The organism is Streptomyces rimosus, from assembly GCF_008704655.1.
GTDB classification, from domain to species: Bacteria; Actinomycetota; Actinomycetes; order Streptomycetales; family Streptomycetaceae; genus Streptomyces; species Streptomyces rimosus.
The window spans coordinates 744,307-768,816 of sequence record NZ_CP023688.1; the positions used below are offsets into that span (position 1 = coordinate 744,307).

Annotated in this window: 26 protein-coding genes; 18 read left to right on the forward strand and 8 right to left on the reverse strand. The window is 68.9% G+C overall.

The annotated features are described in order from the left end of the window. Positions 1 to 235: 235 nt before the first annotated feature. Together CP984_RS02875 and CP984_RS02880 are read right to left on the reverse strand one after the other, a co-directional pair. On the reverse strand, positions 236 to 1,621 hold the full coding sequence (locus CP984_RS02875; protein WP_030181393.1) for a tyrosine-type recombinase/integrase: 1,386 nt from the start codon (positions 1,619 to 1,621) through the stop codon (positions 236 to 238). Continuing rightward, positions 1,618 to 1,815 (reverse strand): helix-turn-helix transcriptional regulator, encoded by a 198-nt coding sequence (locus tag CP984_RS02880; protein ID WP_003979375.1) that lies wholly within the window; start codon positions 1,813 to 1,815, stop codon positions 1,618 to 1,620. Before CP984_RS02880 ends, CP984_RS02875 begins: the two co-directional genes overlap by 4 nt. A 1,589-nt stretch (positions 1,816 to 3,404) precedes the next feature. On the opposite strand from CP984_RS02880, the gene CP984_RS02885 reads away from it, so the two are divergent. Next, the gene (locus CP984_RS02885; RefSeq protein ID WP_003979376.1) at positions 3,405 to 4,559 is read left to right on the forward strand and encodes a tyrosine-type recombinase/integrase; all 1,155 of its coding nucleotides are present in this window, start codon (positions 3,405 to 3,407) and stop codon (positions 4,557 to 4,559) included. 393 nt (positions 4,560 to 4,952) lie between these two features. Here the strand turns inward: CP984_RS02885 and CP984_RS02890 are convergent, their stop codons facing one another. From CP984_RS02890 to CP984_RS41075, 3 genes are all read right to left on the reverse strand, one after another. After that, positions 4,953 to 5,525: a GNAT family N-acetyltransferase gene (locus CP984_RS02890; RefSeq protein WP_003979377.1), complete on the reverse strand. Its 573-nt coding sequence runs from the start codon at positions 5,523 to 5,525 to the stop codon at positions 4,953 to 4,955. Between the two features lie 100 nt (positions 5,526 to 5,625). Beyond that, positions 5,626 to 7,200: an asparagine synthetase B family protein gene (locus tag CP984_RS02895; protein ID WP_003979378.1), complete on the reverse strand. Its 1,575-nt coding sequence runs from the start codon at positions 7,198 to 7,200 to the stop codon at positions 5,626 to 5,628. Between the two features lie 64 nt (positions 7,201 to 7,264). After that, positions 7,265 to 7,426 (reverse strand): hypothetical protein, encoded by a 162-nt coding sequence (locus tag CP984_RS41075; RefSeq protein WP_003979379.1) that lies wholly within the window; start codon positions 7,424 to 7,426, stop codon positions 7,265 to 7,267. A gap of 242 nt (positions 7,427 to 7,668) precedes the next feature. Here CP984_RS41075 and CP984_RS02900 point away from each other — a divergent pair, with 242 nt between their 5' ends. Further along, positions 7,669 to 9,006, forward strand: a complete 1,338-nt coding sequence (locus tag CP984_RS02900) for a tetratricopeptide repeat protein (RefSeq protein ID WP_003979380.1) — start codon at positions 7,669 to 7,671, stop codon at positions 9,004 to 9,006. A 132-nt stretch (positions 9,007 to 9,138) separates the two neighbouring features. Then, positions 9,139 to 9,681: an NUDIX hydrolase gene (locus CP984_RS02905; RefSeq protein ID WP_003979381.1), complete on the forward strand. Its 543-nt coding sequence runs from the start codon at positions 9,139 to 9,141 to the stop codon at positions 9,679 to 9,681. On the opposite strand, the gene CP984_RS02910 is transcribed toward CP984_RS02905, so the two are convergent. Further along, the gene (locus CP984_RS02910) at positions 9,678 to 11,000 is read right to left on the reverse strand and encodes a hypothetical protein (RefSeq protein WP_030181388.1); all 1,323 of its coding nucleotides are present in this window, start codon (positions 10,998 to 11,000) and stop codon (positions 9,678 to 9,680) included. The genes CP984_RS02905 and CP984_RS02910 overlap by 4 nt on opposite strands. A gap of 152 nt (positions 11,001 to 11,152) precedes the next feature. Here CP984_RS02910 and CP984_RS02915 point away from each other — a divergent pair, with 152 nt between their 5' ends. The 13 genes from CP984_RS02915 (at position 11,153) to CP984_RS02965 (ending at position 19,367) form a co-directional block, all read left to right on the forward strand. Continuing rightward, positions 11,153 to 12,070, forward strand: a complete 918-nt coding sequence (locus CP984_RS02915) for an ATP-binding protein (RefSeq protein ID WP_226048597.1) — start codon at positions 11,153 to 11,155, stop codon at positions 12,068 to 12,070. A gap of 93 nt (positions 12,071 to 12,163) precedes the next feature. Then, complete coding sequence (locus tag CP984_RS02920) at positions 12,164 to 12,400, forward strand: DUF5999 family protein (RefSeq protein ID WP_003979383.1); 237 nt, start codon at positions 12,164 to 12,166, stop codon at positions 12,398 to 12,400. Continuing rightward, positions 12,400 to 12,903: a hypothetical protein gene (locus CP984_RS02925; RefSeq protein ID WP_003979384.1), complete on the forward strand. Its 504-nt coding sequence runs from the start codon at positions 12,400 to 12,402 to the stop codon at positions 12,901 to 12,903. The genes CP984_RS02920 and CP984_RS02925 overlap by 1 nt, the downstream gene beginning before the upstream one ends. Next, positions 12,900 to 13,319: a hypothetical protein gene (locus CP984_RS02930; RefSeq protein ID WP_003979385.1), complete on the forward strand. Its 420-nt coding sequence runs from the start codon at positions 12,900 to 12,902 to the stop codon at positions 13,317 to 13,319. Before CP984_RS02925 ends, CP984_RS02930 begins: the two co-directional genes overlap by 4 nt. Positions 13,320 to 13,377: 58 nt before the next feature. Continuing rightward, positions 13,378 to 13,854, forward strand: coding sequence for an NUDIX hydrolase (locus CP984_RS02935; RefSeq protein ID WP_003979386.1), 477 nt, complete (start codon positions 13,378 to 13,380; stop codon positions 13,852 to 13,854). A 3-nt stretch (positions 13,855 to 13,857) separates the two neighbouring features. Beyond that, positions 13,858 to 14,472 carry a hypothetical protein gene (locus CP984_RS02940; RefSeq protein WP_003979387.1) on the forward strand — a complete coding sequence of 205 codons (615 nt, stop codon included), beginning with the start codon at positions 13,858 to 13,860 and terminating at the stop codon, positions 14,470 to 14,472. Positions 14,473 to 14,741: 269 nt separating this feature from the next. Further along, positions 14,742 to 14,984: a putative ATP-grasp-modified RiPP gene (gene tgmA / locus CP984_RS02945; protein ID WP_003979388.1), complete on the forward strand. Its 243-nt coding sequence runs from the start codon at positions 14,742 to 14,744 to the stop codon at positions 14,982 to 14,984. Beyond that, positions 14,975 to 16,012: an MvdC/MvdD family ATP grasp protein gene (locus CP984_RS41080; RefSeq protein WP_003979389.1), complete on the forward strand. Its 1,038-nt coding sequence runs from the start codon at positions 14,975 to 14,977 to the stop codon at positions 16,010 to 16,012. The genes tgmA and CP984_RS41080 overlap by 10 nt, the downstream gene beginning before the upstream one ends. 8 nt (positions 16,013 to 16,020) lie before the next feature. Continuing rightward, entirely contained in the window at positions 16,021 to 16,545 is a 525-nt protein-coding gene (locus CP984_RS41085) for an NUDIX domain-containing protein (protein WP_003979390.1), read from the forward strand. Further along, entirely contained in the window at positions 16,542 to 17,213 is a 672-nt protein-coding gene (locus CP984_RS02955; protein WP_003979391.1) for a phytanoyl-CoA dioxygenase family protein, read from the forward strand. The genes CP984_RS41085 and CP984_RS02955 overlap by 4 nt, the downstream gene beginning before the upstream one ends. A 97-nt stretch (positions 17,214 to 17,310) precedes the next feature. Further along, positions 17,311 to 18,888, forward strand: coding sequence for a phytanoyl-CoA dioxygenase family protein (locus CP984_RS02960; RefSeq protein WP_003979392.1), 1,578 nt, complete (start codon positions 17,311 to 17,313; stop codon positions 18,886 to 18,888). A 32-nt stretch (positions 18,889 to 18,920) separates the two neighbouring features. Continuing rightward, positions 18,921 to 19,052 (forward strand): hypothetical protein, encoded by a 132-nt coding sequence (locus tag CP984_RS42565; RefSeq protein ID WP_255304206.1) that lies wholly within the window; start codon positions 18,921 to 18,923, stop codon positions 19,050 to 19,052. An 84-nt stretch (positions 19,053 to 19,136) separates the two neighbouring features. Further along, positions 19,137 to 19,367, forward strand: a complete 231-nt coding sequence (locus CP984_RS02965) for a hypothetical protein (protein ID WP_003979393.1) — start codon at positions 19,137 to 19,139, stop codon at positions 19,365 to 19,367. Positions 19,368 to 19,413: 46 nt separating this feature from the next. On the opposite strand, the gene CP984_RS02970 is transcribed toward CP984_RS02965, so the two are convergent. Next, on the reverse strand, positions 19,414 to 20,655 hold the full coding sequence (locus CP984_RS02970) for an MFS transporter (RefSeq protein WP_030181366.1): 1,242 nt from the start codon (positions 20,653 to 20,655) through the stop codon (positions 19,414 to 19,416). Positions 20,656 to 20,929: 274 nt separating this feature from the next. Between CP984_RS02970 and CP984_RS02975 the strand changes: the two genes are divergently transcribed. After that, a complete protein-coding gene (locus CP984_RS02975; RefSeq protein ID WP_139679683.1) occupies positions 20,930 to 21,661 on the forward strand; it encodes an ATP-binding protein in 732 nt (243 codons plus the stop codon). A 999-nt stretch (positions 21,662 to 22,660) separates the two neighbouring features. Continuing rightward, on the forward strand, positions 22,661 to 23,350 hold the full coding sequence (locus CP984_RS02980) for a hypothetical protein (protein ID WP_003979398.1): 690 nt from the start codon (positions 22,661 to 22,663) through the stop codon (positions 23,348 to 23,350). A gap of 506 nt (positions 23,351 to 23,856) precedes the next feature. Here CP984_RS02980 and CP984_RS02985 read toward each other — a convergent pair. Next, positions 23,857 to 24,480, reverse strand: coding sequence for a ScbR family autoregulator-binding transcription factor (locus CP984_RS02985; protein ID WP_003979399.1), 624 nt, complete (start codon positions 24,478 to 24,480; stop codon positions 23,857 to 23,859). Positions 24,481 to 24,510: the final 30 nt, after the last annotated feature.

A 24,510-nucleotide genomic window follows, 5' to 3' on the forward strand; every position in this document is an offset into this window, starting at 1 on the left:
GTGGACGCCGTGTATCACCAGCAGACGAAGAACTTGCTGGTGAGCTACTCGCCGAAGAAGCTGGGCTTCTTCTAGACGCACGAAAAGAGCGCCTGACCTGCACTTATGCAGGCCAGGCGCCCTCCGCGGCGCTCCCCGAGGGGGAGTAGCCAAATGTTCTCCTCCTCCCAATATGCCCCACCCATATACCCGCCCTGACCAGCCGTTCCGGGCCATACACGGGCCAGATGCCCGTTCAGCCCCCGACTGCGCCCTCCGTGCCGCCGTCCCACCGGCGCATCGATTCCTCAATCAGATGGTTGGCGTGATCCCGAGCCTCGGCGAGGAACTTGGCGTAGTAGCGGAACAGCACCTGGATGCTCTGCCCGGCCCGGCGGGCGCACTCGGCGGGATCGACACCGGATGCCAACCAGAACGAGATTCCTGCGTGACGGAGGTCGTAGGGGCGCCTGGCCAGCTCCTGCGCCTGCTCGCCGAGGGTGAGTGTGGTTTCGCGTGCGCGTCGCCACGTCACGTTGTAGGCGGAGATGTCGACGTAGTTGCCCGCCTGGTTGCGAAAGAGACGGCCGTCGGGCGCCACGCCGAAGCGTTCGATGTGTCCGCGCAGCACGGCGACGAATGACGGCGGTATCGGGACCGGCCGGGTGGCCTTGGCCGCGCGTCTCTTCAAAGAGTGAATTTCGTAGGAACTCCCGTCGTTCGTCCACTCCTTACCCGCCGTGACCACGCCGCCTTTGAGGTTGAGCAGGCCCCAGCCGGTCGCCGGGAGGCGGCACTGCGCTTCTCTGAGGTGGATCACCTCGGCCGGCCGCATGGCGGCGTAGTACATGCAACCGAAGAACGCGTGCAGATGAGGGCCTCGTCCCGGCTGTGCGGCGACCGCCGTCAGCAGCCTGGCCACCTGCGCCGGATTCGGCACGCAGTCGGGATCCACTTCGTCGGCGACAGCCGGTGCCACCCACCGCAACCCCGCGAGCGGGTTATGAGCGAAGTAACCGCGCTCGACCGCGACACCGAACACCTCGTTGATCGCTGCTTTCTTGCGCTTCACGGTCTTCGCGGCGGCCGGATTCCCGTCGAGCTTGCTGCACAGAGCATCCAGCCCGCGCCGCAGGACGTCCGGCTCCTCCAACTCACTGACCGGCAGGGTGTAGCGCTGCAGCCAGTCCAGAGCCGACTGCCACTCCTCACGCGGCTCCGTGGCCCAGGCGTTCTTATTGAACGCCCAGGAATACAGAGCCCGTCGCAGCACCCGCGGCTCCCGGTAAGCGGCCCCCCCTTCCACCAAGGCAGGGGTGATGGTGGCCAGGGCATCAGCCAGAGTGCGGCGAGTATTGCCCGGTGTCCGGTCCCATCGCTGGTCGATGTACTCGCGGACCAGGGAGTACCACGTCGTCCGCTGTTTCAGCGCACGGATCTCCGAGGCCGGCAAACCCAGCCGCACGTCGAACGGTTCGCCGTCGCGCGCCGCCGTCATCAACTTGGCCCGCCGACTTTCGGCAAGGCCCTTGGTAAGAAACGACTCGGACCGCTCGCGCCCACTGACCGTCCAGCGGACTTCGAACGGCTTTCGCCGATCCGGCCGCTCCCGGATGTCCCAGAAGCGGACGTGATAACTCATCGCCAATGCGGGGTTTCCTTCTCACATTCCCGCCACCAGGCGTCCAGATCGACTCGGCGGCAGCGAAGCTCACCATTCGGCAGCTTGATCATGCGTGGGGCCTGGCCGCGAGCACGCAGGCGGTAGAACGCCGACGGGCTCATACGAATCTCGGCCAATACCTCAGCAAGTTTCAGCGCAGGGGGACGAACCACGAACATTTCCTTCATTCCAAGACGCCACCGAATAGGCGCAATCGTGCAGGGTGGTGGGCCAAGCCGGAACCGAGTGCGAAGCATGCGCTCCTTGTCTCACGCTCCTGACAGGACGTTACCTCCGCAACCAAATGTGTGTTAGCTCGGTCCACCGCGTCCGCTGTTCCACCGCGATGGAGCCGCTGCGGACTCCTCAATGGTCGCGATGATCGCCGGTTTGGCTAACCGGCAATCGTCGGCTATTTTGCGCTCCCAGCCCTGGGACACATCCTCGCTTGCCATCAACCGTTAAACGTTCAATTGCCCGATGCTCCGAGGCCCTTCGACCAGCGAACTGCCTCGCATCTGAGGAAACTCGAACAGGCCGGAGAGCACGAGTCAGCGGAACAAACTCCTCACATATAGCCCGGCGAGCTGCTGGTGAGCCCTGTTCTTCCGGGGTGTTGTACGTTCACATAGCCCCGGAGAGAGTTCCAGTCCTTTGTGGTTCTTTCTCGTCTGCCGTGAGCGAATGGGTCGGCCACTGGCCCACGCGGCGCGATCGGGCAGCGAGAAAGCCGGGCACTGGCGCCCTGCCCGTCGTACTGTCGCCAGCCAACACCGCAAAGTTGCCGCGGAACACCGCGGCGACGTCATCCGGCGGTAGAGCCGGCTTTCAGTCGCTGCCCATCCGGTGATCTGCGGAGCAGGCCAGTGAAGCGTGCCCCGGCCCGATCAACCACGCCTGGCGTACCGCTACCCGGTCCATGGAGACGGCGGCGGACTTTCCGGGCCCGTGCGCAGCGATGTCCACCACGAGGAGGGCAGAAAGCGGTGTCGTCGGTGTCGTGCACTGCAGCACCGCCGATGTACTGCGGGCGGCACGCTGCGCGGCGTCGGCAGTGGCCGCCCACAGCTTTCCGCCGGCCTTGTCTGCCGAGGCGGTCAGCAGCCGCAGCCAGCAGGCCGACGCGCGACGAACCGTTCGTCGCCAGCCAGCAGCAGTTCGAGCGCGTCGCCGGGCGTGGGTATCAGGGCATCGCTCGTCCGGCCCGAACACCGCACCGGCTCTCTTCCCCGGTCCCCGCCTGCGGGGCAAGATCCACCAACGTGCCCCGGTTGGCGTTTTGCGGTGTGCGAGGACGCCGGCGCGGAGCCGGTCCAACGCGGCTGCTGATGCGCCGGGAAGCCTGACATGCGACCCTCCATCTGCGCACCGCCGGAAGGGACCCGCGGACTCTCTTCCTCCGGGGAACGGGGTCGTAGTCTGCGAGTAGAGCAACGCGATGGTCCTGCGAGGCGGTTCTGCCGGGCGGAGGTACTGGCCAGGCCCATGCATACAGGAAAATTACGCTTTTCCTGTAGCCTCTCGCGTCCCAGCCTGGATTACCGTCAAGCTGCGGCAGAGATCGAGGGGTTCACGTGGAAAAGTCCCAAACGCCTGGAAGAAAGCCCACGTTGTGCGGCCGTACGGAACCGCACCGGGCCCACCGTACCTGGACTAGCGCCGAGGTCGGCATCTCTCCCGGCGTTCCCACGGTGAACACAGCGCAGCCGGGCCCGAGTTTCGCCGCCTGGGTCTCCTCCTTCGCCCCCGCAGAAGCCGCGCGGTGACGCTCGTTCCCGCCGAGGGGCCCGACGCGTACGCGGCGGATGGCGCGGAACGCTCCGCCCGTGCGAGCCTCGCCCGGCTGACCGGCGACCCGCGTGACGACTGGCCGCCGCACGCCCGGCGCCTGTACGCGTACCTGGCCGACGTCTACGGCGAACGCGATGCGCTGCCCACCCTCGCTGCGGCCTGGATCGCCCACCAGCGCTCGGACGGCACCCGCAAGACGTACGCGCAGAACTTCAAGATCCTGGAGGGCTACCTGCGGGAGCGCGACGTGCATCCGCTCGCCCTCACGTTCCTGGTCGCCGACGCCTTCGCCAGCCACCTCAAGACGCTGCCCACCCTCGTCTGGCGCGGCGGTCGGCGCGTGCCGGAGGGACCACCGCGCGACGATGCCACCCGGCACAACGTGCTCTCCGCCAACTCCTCGTTCTACAAGTTCGTCCTCCAGACCCGGGTCCTGCCCAAGGAGATGATGGACAGCAACCCCTTTGACGGGGTCCTGTACCCGGCCATGGACCCGCTGTTCACCCGCACCGAGAGCCTGACCGAAGCCGAGTACGTCACGCTCGCGCGCACCGCCCGGCACGAGCATCCGTGCCGTCGTACGGCGTTCCGGCTGTACGTCCTAATCCTGGTGCTGTACCACCTGTGCCTGCGCATCGACGCCGCGCTCGGCGCGCGGATCGAGAAGCTGGGCTACGACAAGGGCCACCACACCCTGGAGGTACAGATCAAGGGCGGCACCTGGGTCACCAAGGCCGTGCCGCCGTTCGTCTGGCACGCAATCCGTGTCCTCGTCGGGGACCGCACGGAGGGCTTCATCTTCTGCACCAGCACCGGCAAGCGGCTCGACCAGGCGTCGCAGTGGCGTGCGATCCGGGCCACCGCGAAGCGGGCCGGTCTGCCGCAGAAGAAGCTCAGCCCGCACTCCTTGAAGCACTCCACGATCACCCACGCCTACGACCGGCCCGGCGCCCGCCCGGAGAAGATCCAGCATTGGGCCGACCACAAGGACCCGCGCACGACGCAGCGGTATAACCAGCGCCGCGGCGCGCTCGAAGGCAGCCCCGCCTACGACGCCGCCGCGTCCATGGCAGGGCATCTGCCACTTCGGCCAGCTCCGGTTGCGTGTCGCCGATCACGGTCATGAGGCGCATCAGCGCTTTGGCCTCTCCCGCTGTGGTGAGAGCCAGGCGGGGGCCGGACTCGGCTGCCAGGTCGGCCAACCTGGCAGCGGTTTCCTGTGGGTCTCGGAGGGGCGGGGCCCAGTTGGCTATGTTCCCTGCCTGGATGGTCACGCCGTTGAGGCGGGCGCCTTCGCCGATGATGTTGTGCACGGCCATGGGCACAAGATCGCACGAGTGTCCGGTGGAGGGAACCCCGAAGTCCCCCAACGCCTCCACGCCTAGAGCGTTTCGCTGACCTTCTTGATGACCGCCCGCAACGGCGGTACGAGTTGCGGGTGGTCGCCGCGGTGGGCGGACCGAAGCAGTTCGGTGGCCACGATCACCTGGGCAGCTCGGTCCTTCGGGGGACGCGTGCTTCACGGAAGCGGGGGCGCCAGGTGCGAGAAGAATGCGGTCAACCGAGACGGGTCTTTGAACAGCGTCTCCAGCTCGGGGAGTCGTTCAGCACGGCGTGCCATGAGGTACACGCGGTTGTGCGTGCGTTGCACCTCGTGCAGCAGGGTGAACCCTTGAGTCTTGTAGTAGCGGACCAGGCCCGGGAACATGCAGCCGCGCCTCACCCACTCTTTCCCTTGGCGTGCGGCGTGGTCCACGGCCCATAGGGCGATCAAGGTTCCGGGCTTGTGCTCACGGTAAGCGGGGTCCGTCACGGTGGTGAAGAGGTAGTACGCGGGTTCGGCGAGTTCTTCGAGGGTCCACCCCCATGGCGGGGTCTCCTCCTGCATGGTGGTGCAACCGACGATGCGGGAGTTGTCGTGATCTTCGAGCACCCACATCGTGCCGTGGGAGTTTTCGGCCTGCGCGGCAAGGTTGTCCGCGCTGTCGCGCCATGTCGGCATGTCGCGCGTTTCGAGCCATGTGGAACGGGAATGGATCATGGCGGCAATGGCAGGGGTGTCAGCCGAGGTAGCCGGGCGCATGGCGAACATCTGTGACTCCGCATCGTCGAGGGGCTGTGGCAGCCTCCCACGATTGCGCCTTGGGCGCGGGGGTTGCGCGTTCGGTCGTGGGACAGAACCCCCGCGCGGATTACAAGAACGCCTGGGTTGCTAGGTGGAGGTTGATGACCTGGAGGAGCTGTGCGTCGCCGTCCTCGCGGTACGTCCCTTCGCTGAGTCGTCGTACTGCCTGCCGGAGTCCGTCAGGGTTCACGAGCCCATCATCGAACAGGGCTGATCCCTCGTGCAGCATCCGGGCGAAGAGCGGCCGGCCGTAGGTGGTCAGAGCGTGTTGGACCACTTCGGCGAAGGACTCGCGCTCTGCCGGTTGGGTGACATCTTCGCTCAGGCCGAGCGCGGCGAGTCGGCGCCGTTGGAGTTGCTTGAGTTCGCGCCAGTCCATCGGCAGCCACTCGCCGAGTTGGATCATGCTGGGATCGGCGAAGGGGTGGACCGGCCAAATTCCCTCGCGGAGGAGGACGGGGGCGGTCGTCTCCAGTGACAGGAGGCTCATGGAGTTGACGACGGCCGGCGGGGCGATCCCATCGTCTGCAAACTCCAGAGCGGCAGACGCGCGCTTGCCGATCCACGGGAGGAGGGGGATGTCTCTCAGATCGCCCATGGCCTTGTGCGGGTACTCCGCTTGTGAGAGTGCCACCATTTCGTCTCCGCATAGCCCGGTGACCACGGTGTCTGCGCCGCGGGCGCTCAGGGTCTTTGTCATGCGGGTGAAGGGGTGGTGGAGCGGTTCTTCGTAGGGGCTGATCAGGGCGCCGCGCACCCGGACGCATTCGGGGTGCAGCGGGGTATGCACCATGGCGTCGAGCAGGTCGTCGCGGTCGGCGAAGGGCACGGCGGAGCGGATCTCTTTTCGTCGGCGGATCTGCTGCTCGCGGCCGGGGCCGCCGATCAGGAGCGCCGAGGTGCTGAGCTGCCCGGGGAAGCGTTCGGCGGCACGGGTGGCCAGGGTGCCGGAGTCGAATCCTCCCGTCAGGTGGAAGACGGTCTTGGCGGGGTCCAGCGGACGCAGGTCCATGGCGTCGTCCATGGTCTCGACGAACGCGCCGAGCACGTCGGCGTCCGGCGCGAGGTCGCGGGGGCCGCTGTGCAGGGCGGGTTCGGGGTAGCGCAGGTAGAGGTGTCCGCCGTAATGAGCGGTCGCTCGCTCGGTGATCCGGTGGATTCCGCGGAAAGGGGTGTCGTCGCTGTAGCGGGGGCGGTAGATCAGCAGGCGCGCGATTTCACGGGGGTTGAGGCCGGTGATGTGGTTGCTCAGGTCGGCCATGTCCCAGGAGCCGTAAAGGCTCATGTCGTCGTGTGCCAGGTAGAGCGGGGTAGTCCGGCACGCGCCAGCGGTGATGAGGGCCGGGGAATGCGGTGTGGTCTCCACGAGGACGTAGTCGGCCGGCCACTGCCCGGCGAGGTGCCGTGCGGTGCCGTACTCGGTGGGGCTGACGGTGCGGGGCTCGGGCTCGCAGGGAAGCCGCCCGGTGACCCGTTCGCGGACGACGATCATTGTGCGGTGCCTGTCGGTCACGGCGAGATGTTCCACCATGGGGTGCGTGTAGGGGGTTACCTCGCTGCACCTGTCCGGGGTGCAGTAGCGGTCTCCGGTCCACGACCACATGGAGTCATCGGCGTAGGGGGCAAGACGCAGCTTGATCACAGTGCCTCCAGAAGCGCCGGGGCACGGCCCTTGGCCGTGCCCCGGGGTGATCAGAGTGAGGACGTCACACCTTGGTGGTGTCGTAGGTCATGGCGCCGTCGGACGAACCGCTTTCCTTCTTGTACTCGTGGGTCTCGGCCGGAGACTGAATCCGGCGGAGAACCTTGGTCGTGAACAGCTTCTCGACGCGGTTCCCGCGCTTCGGCGGGGGCAGGAAGTCGTTCACTGCGCACCTCCTGTGCGATGTGGCATGGGGCCTGTCCCGTGCTGTCGTGCACCTGCCGCCACGCCCGGCCGACTCTGCTCACGGGAATGAGGAAGCATGCGACTGGACGGGCGTGGTGCCCCACACTTCGGTGGGCAGGACGCGCTTTCAGCAGGTGTAATCAGCTAACCGGCGGGCCAAGTAGGAGGCAAGAACCCGCGGCGTAACCCCGCGTAGTCCCGCGTAACCCCGAGGAGGGCCCGGTGGCAGCCGCAGAGGACAAACGGTGTATCGCGTACCTCATCCGCCGTGAATGCGAGCAGCGCGGCTGGGGCCCGGCCAAGCTTGCCCGCGAGCTGGGCATCGCCGCGGGCCGAGGCCCCGGGGGTATGGGACGGCAGTACGCCCGCAAGCTGATGGCCGGCGAGCGCACCCCCACCTACTGGCGGCCCTACGTGCAACAGGTCCTCAACCTGGGTGGCTTACCCGACGAGAACGACAGTGCCGGCGCCGCCGGGCACGTCGATACGGTGGATGCAGTACTGGCTCTCGGGAGGAGCGACAGCGACGTGGACCGTCGGAATTTCCTGACCGCCTCCGGCGGCACCGCCCTTTCCACCATCGGACTCCCCGACCCCGACGCCATCACCCGCCGCGTGCGCAACGCCTCCGCCGACGCCGTACGTGTCGGCCACAGCGACGTGCAGGCCGTACTGACCATGGTCCAGACCCTGGGAGACCTCGCTGCCGAATACGGCGGCGGCCACGTGCGCCACCTCGCCCTCAGCTACCTCCAGCACAATGCTGGGCCGTGGCTCAAAGGCCGCTTCGACGAGGCGACCGGCCGCCAGCTCTACGCCGCCGCCTCACAGCTCACCCACCTGATCGGCTGGATGACACAGGACCACAGCGACGACCCGCGCGAGGCCATCCCCTACTTCGAGCAGGCCCACCGCCTGGCCGTGGAAGCCGGCGAGCCGGAACTCGCGGCCACCGCACTGCGCGGCACGGCCGTCCAAGTCCTCGCGATGGGCCCAAGGCACCGCGCCCGCGCAGTGGCCCTGGCCGAGCAGTGCATGAACAGCGCCAAGGACCTGCCCGACCCGCGGGCCAGGGCCTACTACCAGACCACCCTGGCCGAGGCGGTCGCCCTCGACGGCGACCACCGGCTCGCCACCCGCACCCTGGCCGCCTCGCAGAACAGCATCGAACGCACCGCCTCCGCACCGACCGGCGACTCGTGGGCCTCCCACTTCACCATCGGCCGCTGGGCCTACGCCTCCGGCATGATCCTCTCCAAGATGGGCGACCTCACCGGCGCCAGTAGCCAGCTCCAGCAGGCACTTAAGCTCTACGGCCTCGACCGTCGCCGCACCCGCGCCAACGTCCTCGGCCACCTCGGAGCGATCCACCTGCGCCAGCGCAACCTCGACGGCGCGCTGGCAGCGTGGTCGGAGTTCGTGCAGGTGGCCGACGGCGTCCAGTCCGTACGGGTACGGGAAGCGGCCGAGGACATGCGCCTGCGCCTGGCCCGGTACACCGACGTAACCGAGGCACAAGAACTGTCGGAGAAGGCCGCCGCGTTGCTCGCCCGAACCTGACTGATCACTGCCCGCTGTTGAAGCACTTCTCAGTCGCCGCAGTTGCTAGTTCGCCAAACCCCTGCGGCGGGCGGGCCTCGCCCCTCGGCCTCCTGAGATGCTGGGACCACACGGTTGAGAGGGGCAGGAAGCATGCAGTGGCACATCCATGGTGAGCGGCCGATCTACGAAAACCCGTGGGTCAATCTGTGGCTCGTTGATGTCCAGCAGCCGGACGGCCGCCGCTGGGAACACCACGTGGTGCGGATGCGTCATCTGGCCGTCGCCGCGATCATGGACGACCAGAAGCGGGTGCTCATGATGTGGCGACACCGTTTCATCACGGACACGTGGGCCTGGGAGCTTCCGATGGGCCTCATAGAGGAAGGCGAGACTCCCGAGCAGGCAGCCATCCGCGAAGCACGGGAAGAGACCGGATGGCGCGTCGAAGGAGTCAAGCCGCTCATCTATGCCCAGCCTGCCAATGGGATCACGGACTCCGAGCACCATGTCTTCCGGGCTGAGGCTGCTGAGTACGTCGGGCCGCCCACCGAGCTGAACGAGTCCGATCGGGTCGAGTGGATTCCCCTCGCTGATCTCAAGGGCATGATCGACCGCAAGGAGATCGTGAGCAGTGGCTCCCTGGTCGGAGTGCTCTACCTGCTGCTGGACGAGGTGACCGGCGGGGGGAGCTAGGTCAGCATCTTCCGCATGTGCGCCTCGAAGGCGATGACGGGCGCCTCCCGGGCGTACGGACGTAGCTGCGCATGGAAGTCGCGCACGTGGGCGGTGACGCGCGGCGAGTTGATGGCGCTGGCCAAGTCGAGCGCCATGGTGGCCGCGTCGCACGCCTGGGAGAGGTCGCCGCGCCGGAGCTGAGTCGAGGCGAGCCAGAACGCGTGAAACGCCCGGCCGCGTTGCTGATTGCCGCGCTGCTGGGCGTCGTTCTCTCGGCGTAGGCCCTCGGCGATGAGCGGTTCGGCCTCCTGGGGCTTCCCGAGCTGAGCGAAGGCAATGCCGGTGTCCACGATCAGCTTGGTCTCGTCGAAGTAGCGTACCCAGGCCGGGGCTTCCTTGCCGTTGGCGTGTTCGAAGTGCCGGTTTGCGCGCGACACGGCTCGTTGGCAAGCGGCCCCGTCCCGCAGAACGGCTTGTGCAAAGGCTTCACGCATGTAGAGCATCGACATGACGAGTGCGGAGTCGGGTGTGTCGCGGGCGGCGTCCTGGGCCGCTTGAGCGAGCGATACCGCTTCGTTCGGCTCTTCCTCGTAGGTGGCCTGCAAGCTCATGCAGGAAAGCACGTTGGCGACGAATTGCCGGTCGCCAGAGTCCCGCGCGCTCGCTAGCGCCTCGGTGAAGTATGCCTGTGCCTTGCTGTACTGCCGGGCGTCGAAATAGGCCCAGCCGGCCAAGCGCGCCAGTTCAGCCTCGATCGCCTGGAGATCGGCCTTCAGGCTGTGCGCGTCGCCGCGCCGCAGCAGACGCTGAACGTGGCGCAGCTGTCCAACAACGGCCGGTCGGAGGAGGGCGCCTCCGTGAGCGTCGTCCTGCCGCCAGTAGTCCGTGATGAACGACCGTAGGGCAGAGACGGTAGACGGCGTGACATCGGCTTCGTCAGTGACGGCCAGCACATCGTCCAGGTCGGTTGATCGGCGAGTCGTCCGTACTGGCTCTTCGCCTGAAGGGGCAGGCGACGGTGGCTGAACGACAACCTGCGACGGCAGTTCCCATGGTCTGTGTGCCAGACCAAGCAGGGCTCCGGGGATGCGCAGGCCGTCAGAGATGCGCTCGATTACGTCGATGCTCGAAATCCCCCGACGGCCTTGAACGACATCGCCCACCCGGCCGGGCGTCAGGTCGCAGAGAACCGCGATACGGCCTTGAGGGATACCCGCCTTGCGATACATGAGCTGAAAGATGCGTCCGAAGTCGCGCACCCGACACGCTTCGATGAATTCCGTGCTGCGCAGCAGCGCCGAAGGAAGCTCACGGGGGATGTCGTTCAGGCTGGCCACGGGCCCGGCTCCTACCGATTCTCAACTGACCGGTCAGTCTACCCACTTGGGGTAACCCAATGGGTGTAGGCATCCTCCCTGCTCCTCACCAGTCTTGGAAGCCGATCGGCCAGCTTCTCCCCCAGAAGCGTCCAGGAGGCGAGCGAGCAGTGATGGCTGCTGGAAGAAATGACGCCTGCGGTCTCGGTACTTTGCACCGAGGCGTGCAGCTCAGCGAATCGGCCCTTGTGAATGGTGACCCGCTCCTCAACGAGCGCTCGTACTCGTCGGCCCTTGCCGCGAGCCGCCCCCTCGACTTCACAGCGATTACCTACCGGCCCACCGAGCGAGCGGCCGGCACCCGGCTGCCCCGGGTGGATGCTCGGCAGGTTCGGGACATGCGCCTGGACGGGGCCGCGCAGCTTCGGCGGTGGGGCGCCCGGGACGAGCTGGTCACGGATACGGAGATCGTGATCAGCGAGTTGGTCGCCAACGCGTTCCTCCACGGTTCCCCGGGCCGCGATGTCATCCTCACCCTCTCCTCGTACGAGTCGGCGATCGACGTGGCGGTGGCCGACGGCTGCCCGAGGCTGCCGCGGCTGCCCTGCGCATCCGCGGACAGCCCGGACACTCACGAGGACGGGCGTGGATTGCTGCTCGTACGCAACGCAACGGCGTACCACGGGGGGACCTGGCGCTTCACCCGGTGGAGCACCGGCAAACGGATCAACTGCACCCTGCCTCTCCTCCGCATCAGCGACCACCGCGAACGGCGGGCTCGGGCCTACGACGCGGCGCGCATCAACGAGGCGACCGTGTACCTGGGACAGCTCGACCTGCACGACATCGACCACTTCAGCTGGCGCCAGGTGCGCAAGGTGCTGTGGGCCTCGCTGACCACTCTCGCCCCCTTCGCCGAGCGCCACTTCAAGGCTCTGGCGAGGGAGGACCCTGCACGCCCGGAGATCCGCGCCTTCCTCGACTGGGTCCGCCGCCTGCGGGCAGCCGACCGGGTCAGGTCGGCGGATCTGCTGGCTGCGGTACCCCCGCTGCTCGACCTGGCCGAGGCTGCCGTGGGGCAGCCCGCGTAAGCCCATGCCGAACCGTTCCGGCCGCTGCCGGAACGACCCCCTTCCCGCTCGCCTCCGCGGCGAGCCCCCGCTGCCTGACCAGAGGACCAGGACATGCCCCCGACCGACAACCAGCGCAGCCGCCGTTCATCGTGCCAGCATCAGCCGCCGTGCCCGCCCGCCGAAGCGCCGGACCGGGAAGCGGCCCACATCGTGGCAACGCATCCCGAGCAGGGCTGGGCACTCCGCTGCAATGGCGTACTGACGTTCGAGGACATGGGCGAACTCCGTCCGGACGGGCAGGTCACCGCGCCGCACCGTCTGCTGACCCTGGCGGGAGCGGTTACGTGATGACCGGCTTCAACTGGGGCGGCCGGCCCGTCCCCCGCTGGCGTCGGTACGCCTTACGCGCCCGCGGTCTCGGCGATGACGCACCGGGCGCGGCACCGGATGGCGACTACGTCACGATCGACTGGGGAGAGCGCCGCCGTACGGAGGCGGAGCCGATCCTCGCGTGGTGGGTGTCGCGCAGCGTGTCCGGGCCCGGAAGCGCGCAGGAGCACGCGGGCGGCCGGGTGGAGAACGCCATCCACGCGGTCAACTGGCTCCACAGCCACGTCACGTGGCTGAAGCTGCGCCCGGGGCACCCGGCGGGCCTGTTCTTCGACGCCCTGAACGAGGCCGCCGTCCGGCTGGACTACGCCCGTCGCCTGACCGCGGACTGCACCGGCATCAGCGTCTCGGTCACCGAGCGCGGGGTGTGCACCACCTTGTCGATCGGCTGCACCGTGGAGAAGGACGGGGCCGCCCCCCTCAGCACGCCGGTGGTCACCCTGACGAGGGGCGCCGTATGAACGTCGAAGCGATGCTGGACGGGCGCTGCTGGCGCGGGTGCGAGCCGACCGCCGCCAACCCCGCCGTCTTCGTCGGGCCGGGCGACTTCTATGGGCTGCACCTGCCGCTGTTCCTGTGCCAGCGGCACCGCCAGCGGATGCACGAACGGGCGCGGGCCGGGTTCGGCAGCGCGGCGTGTTCGCTGTGCGAGGCCATCGGCGTTGTCGTGGACCGGATCGGCGAGGACACCTCGGTGGTGACCGCCGTACGCCACTGGCCCGACGGGCGGCGCGTGGTCACCAAGTGGGCCCTCAACGTCGCGCTCTACGGCTGCCTCCCGTGCCAGGCGGCGGTCCAGGAGGCAGCCATCAACGCCTTCCGCGACCGCGCCCGGCTCGTCGGCGCCTCGCGGCGTCCCCTGAAACCCGCGGTCTGACATGCCCCCACCCGATGCCGTCCGCACCGGCCGGCATCTGACTGACAACGGAGAAGCGATGCCCCCGCTCCCACCTCCCCGGACCGTCTACTCCGGGGTGCTGCTCAACCCCCGCGACGAGGTCCTGGTGGTGCACCACAAAGACGCGCCCGGAGGCGTCTACGATCTGCCGGGCGTCACGCCCGACGCAGACGATAACGGCTGGATCGGGCTGGCGGCCGCGATCAAGACCGCCACCGGGCTGGAGGTCAACGTCGGCCGGCTGCTCGCCACCGAATGGGCCCCCGCTGATCCGCAGACCCGCACGCCCGCCTACCGCCACCGGGTGCGGTACTGCGGCCGGGTGCCGCAGCACCGGCGGATCATCCTGGGCGGCGGCCTGGACCACTACCGGTGGCTGGCCGCCGATGCGGTGGCCGAGCACTGCGGGCTCGCCGCACGCCGCATCCAGCACGCCCTGAAGGTGCAGCGCAGCGGGGGCAAGGTCGATCCGCGCAACCTCTCGTCCGTCACCTCCGGCGTCGCGGAGGTGTAGACGATGCCCCTCACCATTCACGAGGACTTCGCTGCGGAAAGCCCGGAGCCGGCCCGCCCGCCGCGCTACCGCATCAGCCTGGGCCAGCCCTCTCACCGTCAGGCGGTCAAAGCCATGGTGAAGGCGCGCACGAACTGGATGCGCCACCACGGGCTCGCGACCGACCTGGTAGAGCCTCCGGTCGTCAGCCACCTGGGAAGCGGGGCCGCCGCGGGGGCGCAGGTCTGGGTCCTGCACGAGGGGTCGATGCTGCGGGGCGCCGCGGTCACCTCGATCGACCCCACGGTGAACCTCCAGTGGCATCAGGACCCCGACAGCGAGTCCCTGTGGCTGCACGACATGTACACCGACCCCGACGCCCACGACGCGCCCGGCCGCTGGCTGACGTGGTGGCTCAGCCAGCACTACGCCTCGCACCTGAAGTACGTGTTCACGGCCCTGTGCGACGAGGTGCTGGCCCGGAAGTTCGCGGACCTTCACGTGCTGGAACTGCATCCCACGCAGGACGAGTTCCGCCCCTTCCTGCTGCGCCGCCGCACCGGGCCCGCGCCGCGCCTGCACGCCTACGTGGCGAGCGACGTGCCGCCGCCGGACGCTGCCACCCGCCTCAGACCCTGAGGCCCATCAACTTCCGCGCGGGGCCTCCCCGTCACCGCGCGGAAGGACGCGGAGGCGGTTCCGCGTCCCGGGCGCCGCAGATCGCGGCCCCCGCCCTGTCCGCGGACCCGTCGCTCTCCTGCCGGCGGCGTCTTCGCACAGGTCCCGTCGTAGCGGGCAGCAGATGCGCGCCACGACGACGCCGGGGTGCTGGAGGCGTTCCCCCGAGCCCCTCCAGCACCCCACCGGCCGGGCCCGCCCGGCCCAACACCCACACCGAGGAGAACGTCTTGCCCACTGCCCTGCCCGCTCCGGCCGCCCGGCCGTACGTGCTCAGCCACCTGACCCCGCTGCTCCCGGGCACCGGCGGCGCCACGGCACCGCAGCACCGCTACGACCCGGCGCGTCAGCTCGTCGTGGACGACACCGGCGCGCCGGTCGTCAGCAGCCCGGTCAGCACCATCATGGCGACCGGCCACCTCGGCCCGCACGAGAAGGCCGACCGCCCGGACGGGATGGACTCGTGGTGGTAGAAGACCTCGTCCACCAGGCCGGGCGTCCCCGCCCGGTCTGCGTGGTCGCCCGCGACGCCGACGCCTCGCTCAACGGCGTCGTCCAGGACCTGCACGCCCTCGGCGCCCCGGTGCTGCGCTTCGACCTGGCCAGCTTCCCCGAGCGGGTGACCCTCGCCGCCCAGCTGGCCGGCGGGCGCATCGTGGGCACGCTGGAGGCGGACGGGCGCCGCGTACGGCTGGAGGACATCGGCGCCGTGCTGTGGTGGCACCCCTCCAGCCCCCGCATCAGGCCCGACGGAGCGGACGAGGGCGAGGCCGAGTGGCTGAGCCGGGAGGCGGCCGCCGGGCTGGCCGGCACCCTGGCCGCCCTCGGCTGCCTGCACGTCAACCACCCCGACCACACGGACGCGGCGCAGAACAAGCCCTACGCCCTGGCCCAGGCGGCGGCCGCCGGGCTGCGCGTTCCCCCGGTCTGGATCGGCAACGATGTCGCCGACGCCCGCCGTGCCGTGGACGATTTCGGCCAGGCGGTATGCAAGTCGCTCGTGTCACCGGCGGTCGAAACCGCCGACGGGCCGCGCGCGCTGTTCACCAGCGCGGTCGAGCCCGGCGACCTCGGCGAGAACGTGGCCGCGGCAGCGCACCAGTTCCAGCGGCGGATCAACGCGATGTACGAGGTGCGGCTCATCATGGTCCACGGGGAGCCGTTCGCCGCGCGGCTGACGGCACCGGCCCATTCCACGGATTTCCGGGCCCACTACGACGAGCTGGTCTACGACTACATCGACGTGCCCGACGAGGTCCGCTACGGCACGGTGCGGCTGATGAGCCGCCTCCACCTGGAGTACGCCGCCCTGGACCTGCTCGTCGATGCGCAGGCCCAGTGGTGGCTGGTCGATGTCAACCCCGCCGGCCAGTGGGGCTTTGTCGAAGGCAACCTTCCCGACCTCGCCATCTCCGCCCACCTCGCCGCCGTGCTGGCCGACCCCCGCATCTCCCTGCGCCCCGGTGCCATCCGGCCCGAGCGCACGCACACCCACCAATAGGAGGCCCCATGCATCAGGGATACGACATCGCCGACCCGCCCCCGGTCCGCATCGGCGGGCAGGGACTGCTGACCGACGCTGACGGCCGGGTCCTGGCCGTACGGCCCACCTACGTCAAAGAGCCCGAGCACTCCTACCAGCTCGTCGGCGGACACGCCTTGGAAAACGAGGCGTACGAGGACGCGGCCGTGCGCGAAGTCCACGAAGAAACGGGTCTGCTGCTCGCACCCGGCCGGCTGCTGGTCATCGACCGCATCGACGCCAAACCGCCGACCGAGCAGGAAGAGGGCCGGGCCCTGGGCTACAACTTCGTTCTCGACTTCGGCACCGTCCCCGCCGATACGACGATCCGGCTGCCCGCGCCCTCCGGGGCCGGTGAGTCGCCCGAACTCGATGACTACCAGTTCTTCACGGATGACGAACTGGAGGCCCACTGCCAGGACTACATGGTCAAGCGCATCCGCTGGGCCCGGCGCGCCCGCGCCAGCGAGTGGACGTTCGAGCTGCACCGCGGTGAACTGGTGCAGCGATGAGCGGCCGTAACGGGCCGCTGGGCCCGAAGGGACTGCGCGAAATCCACTGGGGTGACCCGGTCGCCGCGGCCCACGCGGTGCTGGACGAGCATCTGGGCCCGCGCACGGAGATCGCCCGCAACCCGCACCGCTCCCAGGCATGGGCGAAGGACCTCGTGCGCGCACCGGGACTCCTCGAACCGGTCCAGGCCGCCATCGGCCCCGACGTGGCGGTGGAGAACACCTTCCTGGTCATCAAGTGGCCGGGACAGGACTTCGAGGTGCCCTGGCACCAGGACGGGATCGACGACCGGATCGAGCTGGACCCCCAGCGGTCGGTATCGGCGTGGCTGGCCCTGACCAACGCCCCGCCAGGGTCGGGGTGCCTGTACGTGGTGCCCTGCTCACAACGCCGGGGCTACCTGCCCTACCACCTGGAGGACGACACCGGCGCCTCACGCGGCCGCGCCCAGGCCGCCGACGTTCCCGACGGTCTCGTGGGCACCCCCCTGACCTGCACGGCGGGGCAGGGCGTGCTGATGGACGTGCGGCTGCTGCACCGCTCCGGCTCGAACCGCGTCCGCGGCGTCCGTATCGGCCTCAGCATCCGCTACGTCACCCCCGAAGGCATTCAAATGCGCGACGGCTCCACCCCCAAGGTGGACCCGGTCAGCGGCACGGGCTGGTGATACCCGCGATCCCGCCCCGCCCGGCGGCAAAGACGGGGCGGGACCACATCCGCTGTCAGCCAACGTCTTGCTGGCCCTACCTTCACAGGAGAACTCGATGACCAGCCACATCACCATGATCAGCTTCAACTTCGAACAGAACGGATTCGGCGACCGGGCCGAACGGCTGAGGGTGCTGCGCCGCCTGCGCCAGTACAACCCGGCGCTGGTGTGGCGCCAGGAGATGCCCGGGGCGGCCGACCACGCCAAAGCCGTGATGTACGAGGCGGAGGACCCCGAGGTCGGGCTGGGGATGCGCGGCTGGCTCGGCGAGCGGTCCGCCACCGCCGTCTTCGCCGACATGCGCCTGTTCACGCCCGTCGCGGAATATCCCAATCCGGATGCGGTCATGCACCTGCCGCCGACCGCCGTGGGCCTCCAGCTCAACTCCGCCGGCCGCAAGTCCAGCCCCTTCATCGCCGTCGCCGGGCACTGCAACTACGTCTCCCCGGCGCAACGGCAGATGGAGGCCGGATGGCTGTCGTCCTTCAACGACAAGACGATCCGGATGCCCGACGGCAGCCGCCGCAAAGCGTACATGATCGCTGGCATCGACGGCAACAGCTACCCGCACCAGGCCACGCCCGGCGACGTGCCGCTGCCGAACGTGCAGGACATCGTTGACGAGCCGCACCGGGCCCACCGCAGCCGCCGCGGCCCGGACGGCACCGACATCATGGACCAGGAGCCACACGCCATCCTGGAAAAGGCCGGCGTGGTCGATGTGGCCCAGCACCTGGCCCAGGCGCAAGGCCGCAGGGCGGGCCTGGCACCGACCATGCCCGCAAGCGTCACGCACGGGCCCGCCACCCGCGTCGACTGGGTGTGCGCCAGCCGCCACCTGCTCCCGGCCGTCTACGACTGCGAAGTGGTGGACTCCGAGGACGAATCCGATCACCACTACGTGGTGACCCGCTGGGACCACGACGCCCTCGCCGACCTCCTCAACCGCCCCCGCAGGCTCTGGCCGACCTTCTCCTCGGCCCTGCACCCGCCGAGCGGGCGCGGTGACCGGCGGGCAAGGGCCGGTGAGCCCGTACGGATGGCGCGCCATCCGCTGGGGCGAGGCGCGGACCCTGTGCCACCGGCTGACCGAGCGCTACCGCAGCACACGCACGGAGATCGTCCGCAATCCGCACCACGACTGCCGGAGGCGCAGGCCATCGTGCGCTCCCCCCAACTCCTGGATCAGGTGTGCGCGGCCATCGGCCCGCGAGTCGCCGTCGAGCACAGCGGCCTCGTCCTGAAGTGGCCGGGCAGCACCTTCGCGGCGCCCTGGCACCAGGACGGCATCAACGACCGCCTGCAACTGGCCACCGACCGGTCGGTGGCCGCCTGGCTGGCGCTGACCGACACCACCCCGGCCTCCGGCTGCCTGGTCGTCGCCCCCGGCACGCACGTGAACGGCTACCGGTCGCCCAGCACCGACCTACCGAACGGCGCATCCACCGCATCGGTGGCCCTCCTCGCAGGGCAGGGCGTGCTGATGGACATCCGGCTGCCGCACTGCTCCACCACCAACCAGAGCGGCCTCGTCCGGGTCGCGCTCAGCGTCCACTTCGTCGCGCCCGACGGCATCCGGATACGCGACGGCTTAAGCCCCGGCCTGGTCCCGGTCAGCGGGACGGGCTGGTAACCCCACCAAGGGACACGAGAGGAGAGCACATCGTGAGCATCCTCAAGGAGTACGCCGAAGGGCGCGGCGCGTCGCTCAGCGTGCGCGTGCTGGACGGCGAGGACACCGACGCCGCACGGCGCGGTGACAAGCAGCCGCTGCTGCGCAGCGACTGCACGTTCTAGTGCGCCACCGAGGACATCGCCCGCAACTGCATCGAGGAGCTGCGGAGCTCCGACGAGCGGCTGCGCTCGCGCCCGGAGGAGCTGATGCTCTGGGACTGGCAGGCGACGTACTTCGAGCCGGAGCCGGACAACGCCGCCGGCGGCGGCTGGGTACGGCTCGGTGTCGCCTGGTACGACCACGGCTTCTTCGACGACCGGCGTGAGGCCGCCTTCGGCTATCTGCACCGCCGGATCTACGACCGCATCGGTCTGACGGACAAGGACATCACCATCACCCACTGGTCCCGCGTACCGGAGCCCTTCTCCACCGCGTGACTGAACAGGCGTGTCCGCCCTGCTTCCTGACCTGCGGGGCGGACACTCACCGGGCCAACTCGCGTACCGCTTCCTGGGGGCGGGAAGCACGCGAGCGGGCCCACCAGGTGGCGGCCACCCCTAGGGTGGCCGCCACCGCCGTCACCAGCCCGCCCGCCACGAAACCCGCCCGCGGATCGGCGGCCGCCAGCGCCGGCACCACCAGCATCGCCACCGTTCCGCTCGTGCGGATGACCGTTAGGTCCACCGTCATCAACCGCAGCCGCTCGGGGGCCGGATGCGCCGCCAGATGCGCGGCCAGATGCGCGGCCAGCGTGATCTGCAAGAACGGTGCGACGGCCCCGGACAGCGCCGCCACAACCAGCAGGTACGGCAGGGACGGGGCGGCCGCCGTCGCGGCCAGCAGCAGCCCCGCCGCCCCCCACGCCGCGCAGTAGCGCACCGGCGCGCTCCCCTTCATCCGCACGTTGCCCGCCACCCCGTTCGCGGCGAGCGCCCCGGCGCCGGTGGCCGCCAGCACCGCCCCATACGCCCCCGGCCCGCCACCGACCGCCACGGCCAGCAGCGCGGGCATCGCCATCGCCACAGCGCCCGCCCCGATCCCGACCCCGTGCACCGCGATGGCGGCCGCCGTCGGCGGATGCGCCCGCAGCAGCTGCCACGCCGACACCCGCACCGTCCCCGCCGCCGCGGCGGCCTTCCGCACAACGGCGTCCGTACGCCGCCGCCCCAGCAGCGCCAGCACGACCGCGGACACCGCGAACGTCGCCCCGTCCGCCCAGAACAGCGCCGCCTGCGGCACCACGGCCAGCAGCAGCCCGGCCGCCCCGGGCCCGGCGATCCGCGCCAGCCGCCCCGACAGGTCCATCAGCCCTACCACCGCCTGCACCTCACCCGGCCGCACCAGGTCGGGCACCAGCGCACCAAGGTTCGGATCGAACAGCGCCCCGGCGGCCCCCAGCAGCAGCGCCGCTCCCAGCAACCCCGATACTCCCCACCCCGCCCACGCCAGCGGCAACAGGACCACCAGCAGCGCCCGCACTACATCCAGCACGGCCAGCACCCGCAGCGACGCGCACCGCGCCACCGCCGCCCGGCCCATCGTCCCGAGCACGATGTACGGCAGCGACTCGGCCACCGCCACCAGGCCCATCGCCGCAGCCCCGGACTCCTGCCACGCGACCCACATCACCGCCATCGCGTACAGCCGGTCCCCCAGTACCGACAACGCCTGCGCACCCCACAACGCCAGCACCCGGCGACGCCGCAGCAGCCGTACATAACCCACGAGCACTCCCGGCGAAAAGAGCGACAACCGGCGGCAGCCGGGACGCGGGACACCTTAGGACACACAAGGGGCACCACCGGGTCAATGGCGCAAATCAGGCCACGGAAGGCACGTGCACGTGCTACCCACACGGCGCCCCCAACCGCCGCTCCCCAGCGCCGCACCTGCAGCCCAGGAAACCCGTGCCGCCCCGGGCGCGGGCTCCCCCGGCGTCTCTCGCATCACCCGTCCCACACCACACCGAATTCGAGATACCCGGTTGAGCATTCACGCCATGCCGTCGGCATCAGCGGCCCACCGGTCGCTGCCGCGCCAGCCCAGCACCTACTTCTACGAGCACATCCGCATACGCACCAACGGCTGCACGCCGTGCCCGCCTACCTCTCCGTCCACGCCCCGACGAGAAGCCCACCATGCCGTTCCTCGGCTCCTCCGTACTCTGATCGGAGCGCATCTCTTCAGCACGCCGCAGGCACCCGGGACGCCGAGTTGTGAGGTTCGTCAGGAAGCTGGGCCCGACCACGACGCGCTTGGCGTCCGGATCGCGGAGCTCGCCGAAACCGCCGCCCCATCGTGGGAAGCCGTCCCCGGCCTCCCGCTGCCCACCCGGCCGCTGTTCCGCCTCGTGATGGTCGAGGCCCTGCTCGCCACTCGCCGGGAGTACACCGACGGGCTGATGCACCGCCTGCGAGGCGAGGTCGACAGCAAGAAACTGGCTGGCGAAGCGAGTTCGCCGAGGCGGGACAGGAAGGAACGGGTCGCCAATGCGGTGCGGCATACCGGCGCGATGACCGGCTTCGGGCTGTGGGCCGGGCCCGGGACGGTGACCGTCATGGTCAAGGATGCCAGCCGCGTTCCTCCGCCTGCGTGGTCGGCCGATCCGACACAGCCGGGCAGTTTCGGCTGGCCTCTGGGCAACGAGCTCGCTCAGGAAGTGGATAGGCATTTGACTGAAAGGCACAACAGCTTTCGCCGTGCTGCCTGTGGCCTGCACGATCAACGGTGACCAGAACGGCCCTGGACCACGTACCTGACGTCCACCGCCTCCCGGGGAAGGGGAGCCGGGCCGCCGTCGGGCTGCGCTCCCGTTTGACACGGACCGGACCATGGCGTCCCCAGCGCAAAGCCTTGCCATGTCGGGATCATCAGCAGGGGCTGGTCACAGGCGAACTTGCAGGTCGGGCAGCGGAGTGACATGGCGGCCGGTCTCGTGCTCGGCCGGGCGAGGCGTCACCCCTTCACAAAACATCGAGATTACGTCGGCATCACGCGCTCTGGGCACCTCTCCCCGTCTACGCCAGACGCGCACCGCCGGAAGGTTCGCTGGCCACAGGGCCACTCACCGAACGGACCGGTCGCTCCCCCTCACAGGCCCTCATCAGGAGCAGGGGCCATGTCAGCTTTCGGCCCTTGTCCCCTGCTTCCGCGGGTCGAGCCCGTGATTCCCGAGCCGCAAGTAATCGAACTCACGTACTATCATCCCGTACGACTCAAGCTGCGGCAGTGGCTACTCATAGCCGACTGCCGCCCGATGAAGCTGGAGTTCGCGTGCGCAGAACGTTCAGAGGAGCCGCGCTTGCTGGCGCGGCGGCAGCCTGCTTAGCGGGTGTGCTGATACCGGGTACGGCTCATGCCGCAGCGGAGCACACCACCGTCCCACCCGACATCAAGGTCTACTCGAATGACGAGTACGTCCGGATCTTCGGCGTACAGAAGGCAGCCGCGGAGGGTGTCCCGCTGCCCTCAGCCACGGGCCGGCAGGCAAACGGTGTCGCCTACGACCCGCCGCGGCCCTGGTTCAAGGTGAACTGCACGTCCGCCTGACGAGGACCAGTGTCGCCGAGCGCGGACGGACCGGCCCAGGCGGCGTGAGGACTCCGGACGGGCGCCCCATAGGGACAGTCACCGCCTTCTGCCGCGGACAGACGCTCTGCCCTGACTGGATCAATGATCTCTAGCACCTAGGGACGGGCGTCAGCAGGCCGGGAAGTGGGAGTGTGGCCCCATGGACGAACACTTCATCCGCGTCCTGCTGACGCTCCGCCGGTTCATCGGCGTCCCCTTTCCAGGAACTGACTTACACATCCTTGGGTTGGTCCGCCTTGACGACGACCGGATCCGCATCCGGGCAGGCATTGCCGAGTCGACAGGCGTATGGATCGAGCTGCCGACCCGCTCCGCCGACAGGAGCGATCTTCTCGGCACATGGTGGTACGTGGGAGCGCTGCGTCACATTGCCCGATGGCTGCACGACAGGCGCGAGACCCTAGAAACTGCTGCCAGACAGCAGATCATCGACACGACCACCTTGGCCGAGGCTGGGCTGCTACCGGATGACATCGAGGTCATGCCAGAGGATTCTCTGGACTACGTCATCAGCGACCTGGCCGGTGACCCCCTGTGGCATGAGGTCACCGCATCCGCCGCTCCCGAGCTATACACGCTAGCGGGCTTCGACCTCTACAGTCTTGGCGTCGTACGCGTCTACCTTCTGCACGACGGCCGCCTGATCGCAGTCGACCTGTCAACAACAGATACGGAGACTTCAGGGCCGCGCAACGTGGGGTGGTGGGCCTCGACCAAACTCATCGCCATCCTCAACCCCAACGACAAACTGACTCTGGCCGCTCACCGAGTCACCGACGCCAACGACCCTCACTGCGATGCTGTCTTCGACCTCACGAGATGGGCCTGACCTCACCCCACGGCGGCGGCCTGGTGGGCCTCGGCACGGTGTAGGGCGAGTCTGGCGGGCCCGCGCGAACACGATCATGCCGCTGAGCGCCGGCAGGACAGTGGGCAGCAACAGCAACGCGACCGGTTGGTCGATCACCGCGCGCACCGCCTCGAGGACGGGCGCCGCCAGGGCGAACAGCCAGGCATTGGAAACACGACGCGCCTCCGCGCTGACCAGGCGGTCGGTCTGCTCCTCCACGCGAAGCTCACGCCACTGTGCTGGCATCGCGAACTGCTCGCCCTCGCGCAGCATGGCCGCTGTCATCGTGTACACGTGCGGTTCGCGGAGATAGCGCAGCAGCCCCAACCGCAGCGACGCAGTCCGGCTCCACCAGCTCAGGACCTGTTGCTCGCACAGAACGGACCTTAGCCGGCCTGGTCCAGGTCTGGCCGAGACCCGATCAGGCCACGAGACGCAAGCCGTTGGGTGACCGGCCCGTACGCTGTGCAGGGGACGCTCTGTTCTCAGGCAGCCCGGTCGCAGCGCGCGGTGAAGCTCAGGCGCAACTTGACAGCTGGGGCCGCGATTCCGGGCAGAAGGTAGCGCCAAAGGGTGGTCACTCGATGGTGCAAGTCGGCCCGGCCGACAGATATGTGGGAGAGGAGCTGTGTGCCGGAGTAGGAACTGACCAGCAGCCAGGCCACTTCCTCCTCGTCCACCTCCGGCAGCAGTTCCCCTCGATTCCGGGCTGCGCGCAGCTGTACGGCGAACATCTCTGCCCAGTAGCGGTAGGCGGAATCGTCTCGGCTTCCCCAGTCCCCTTGTTCGATAGCAAGACGGACCCCAGCTCGAAGTTTCGGGTTGCTTTGCAGTTCGTCTGCGAGGTACAGGGTGATGTCGATGAGCCGTTGCAGGCCGTCCTTGCCGGGCGGCAATTCTAGATCTTCGCCCTGCTCGGTCATCACTGCGTGAGCCAGATTACTTTTGGACGAGAAGTGGAAGTACATCGCCCCCGCCGTGACCTCCGCACGTTTCATGATCTTGCTGATGCTCGCCGCAGAGTAGCCGTACTCGTCGAATAGCTCAGATGCCGCCCGGAGGATGGCCTCCCGTGTCTTGATCGCCCTTTCCTGCACTGAGCCGCTCATCCCTTCGACGATTACCTGAGTTGCGCGAAT

Bases quoted from the DNA above. Each gene is read 5' to 3' on its own strand.
- CP984_RS02875 (WP_030181393.1), bottom strand. From the start codon at position 1,621: ATGAGTTATCACGTCCGCTTCTGGGACATCCGGGAGCGGCCGGATCGG.
- CP984_RS02890 (WP_003979377.1), bottom strand. From the start codon at position 5,525: ATGTTCGCCATGCGCCCGGCTACCTCGGCTGACACCCCTGCCATTGCC.
- CP984_RS02905 (WP_003979381.1), top strand. From the start codon at position 9,139: ATGCAGTGGCACATCCATGGTGAGCGGCCGATCTACGAAAACCCGTGG.
- CP984_RS02915 (WP_226048597.1), top strand. From the start codon at position 11,153: ATGGCTGCTGGAAGAAATGACGCCTGCGGTCTCGGTACTTTGCACCGA.
- CP984_RS02920 (WP_003979383.1), top strand. From the start codon at position 12,164: ATGCCCCCGACCGACAACCAGCGCAGCCGCCGTTCATCGTGCCAGCAT.
- CP984_RS02925 (WP_003979384.1), top strand. From the start codon at position 12,400: ATGACCGGCTTCAACTGGGGCGGCCGGCCCGTCCCCCGCTGGCGTCGG.
- CP984_RS02930 (WP_003979385.1), top strand. From the start codon at position 12,900: ATGAACGTCGAAGCGATGCTGGACGGGCGCTGCTGGCGCGGGTGCGAG.
- CP984_RS02935 (WP_003979386.1), top strand. From the start codon at position 13,378: ATGCCCCCGCTCCCACCTCCCCGGACCGTCTACTCCGGGGTGCTGCTC.
- CP984_RS02940 (WP_003979387.1), top strand. From the start codon at position 13,858: ATGCCCCTCACCATTCACGAGGACTTCGCTGCGGAAAGCCCGGAGCCG.
- CP984_RS41085 (WP_003979390.1), top strand. From the start codon at position 16,021: ATGCATCAGGGATACGACATCGCCGACCCGCCCCCGGTCCGCATCGGC.
- CP984_RS02955 (WP_003979391.1), top strand. From the start codon at position 16,542: ATGAGCGGCCGTAACGGGCCGCTGGGCCCGAAGGGACTGCGCGAAATC.
- CP984_RS02960 (WP_003979392.1), top strand. From the start codon at position 17,311: ATGACCAGCCACATCACCATGATCAGCTTCAACTTCGAACAGAACGGA.
- CP984_RS02965 (WP_003979393.1), top strand. From the start codon at position 19,137: ATGCTCTGGGACTGGCAGGCGACGTACTTCGAGCCGGAGCCGGACAAC.
- CP984_RS02975 (WP_139679683.1), top strand. From the start codon at position 20,930: ATGCCGTCGGCATCAGCGGCCCACCGGTCGCTGCCGCGCCAGCCCAGC.
- CP984_RS02980 (WP_003979398.1), top strand. From the start codon at position 22,661: ATGGACGAACACTTCATCCGCGTCCTGCTGACGCTCCGCCGGTTCATC.
- CP984_RS02985 (WP_003979399.1), bottom strand. From the start codon at position 24,480: ATGAGCGGCTCAGTGCAGGAAAGGGCGATCAAGACACGGGAGGCCATC.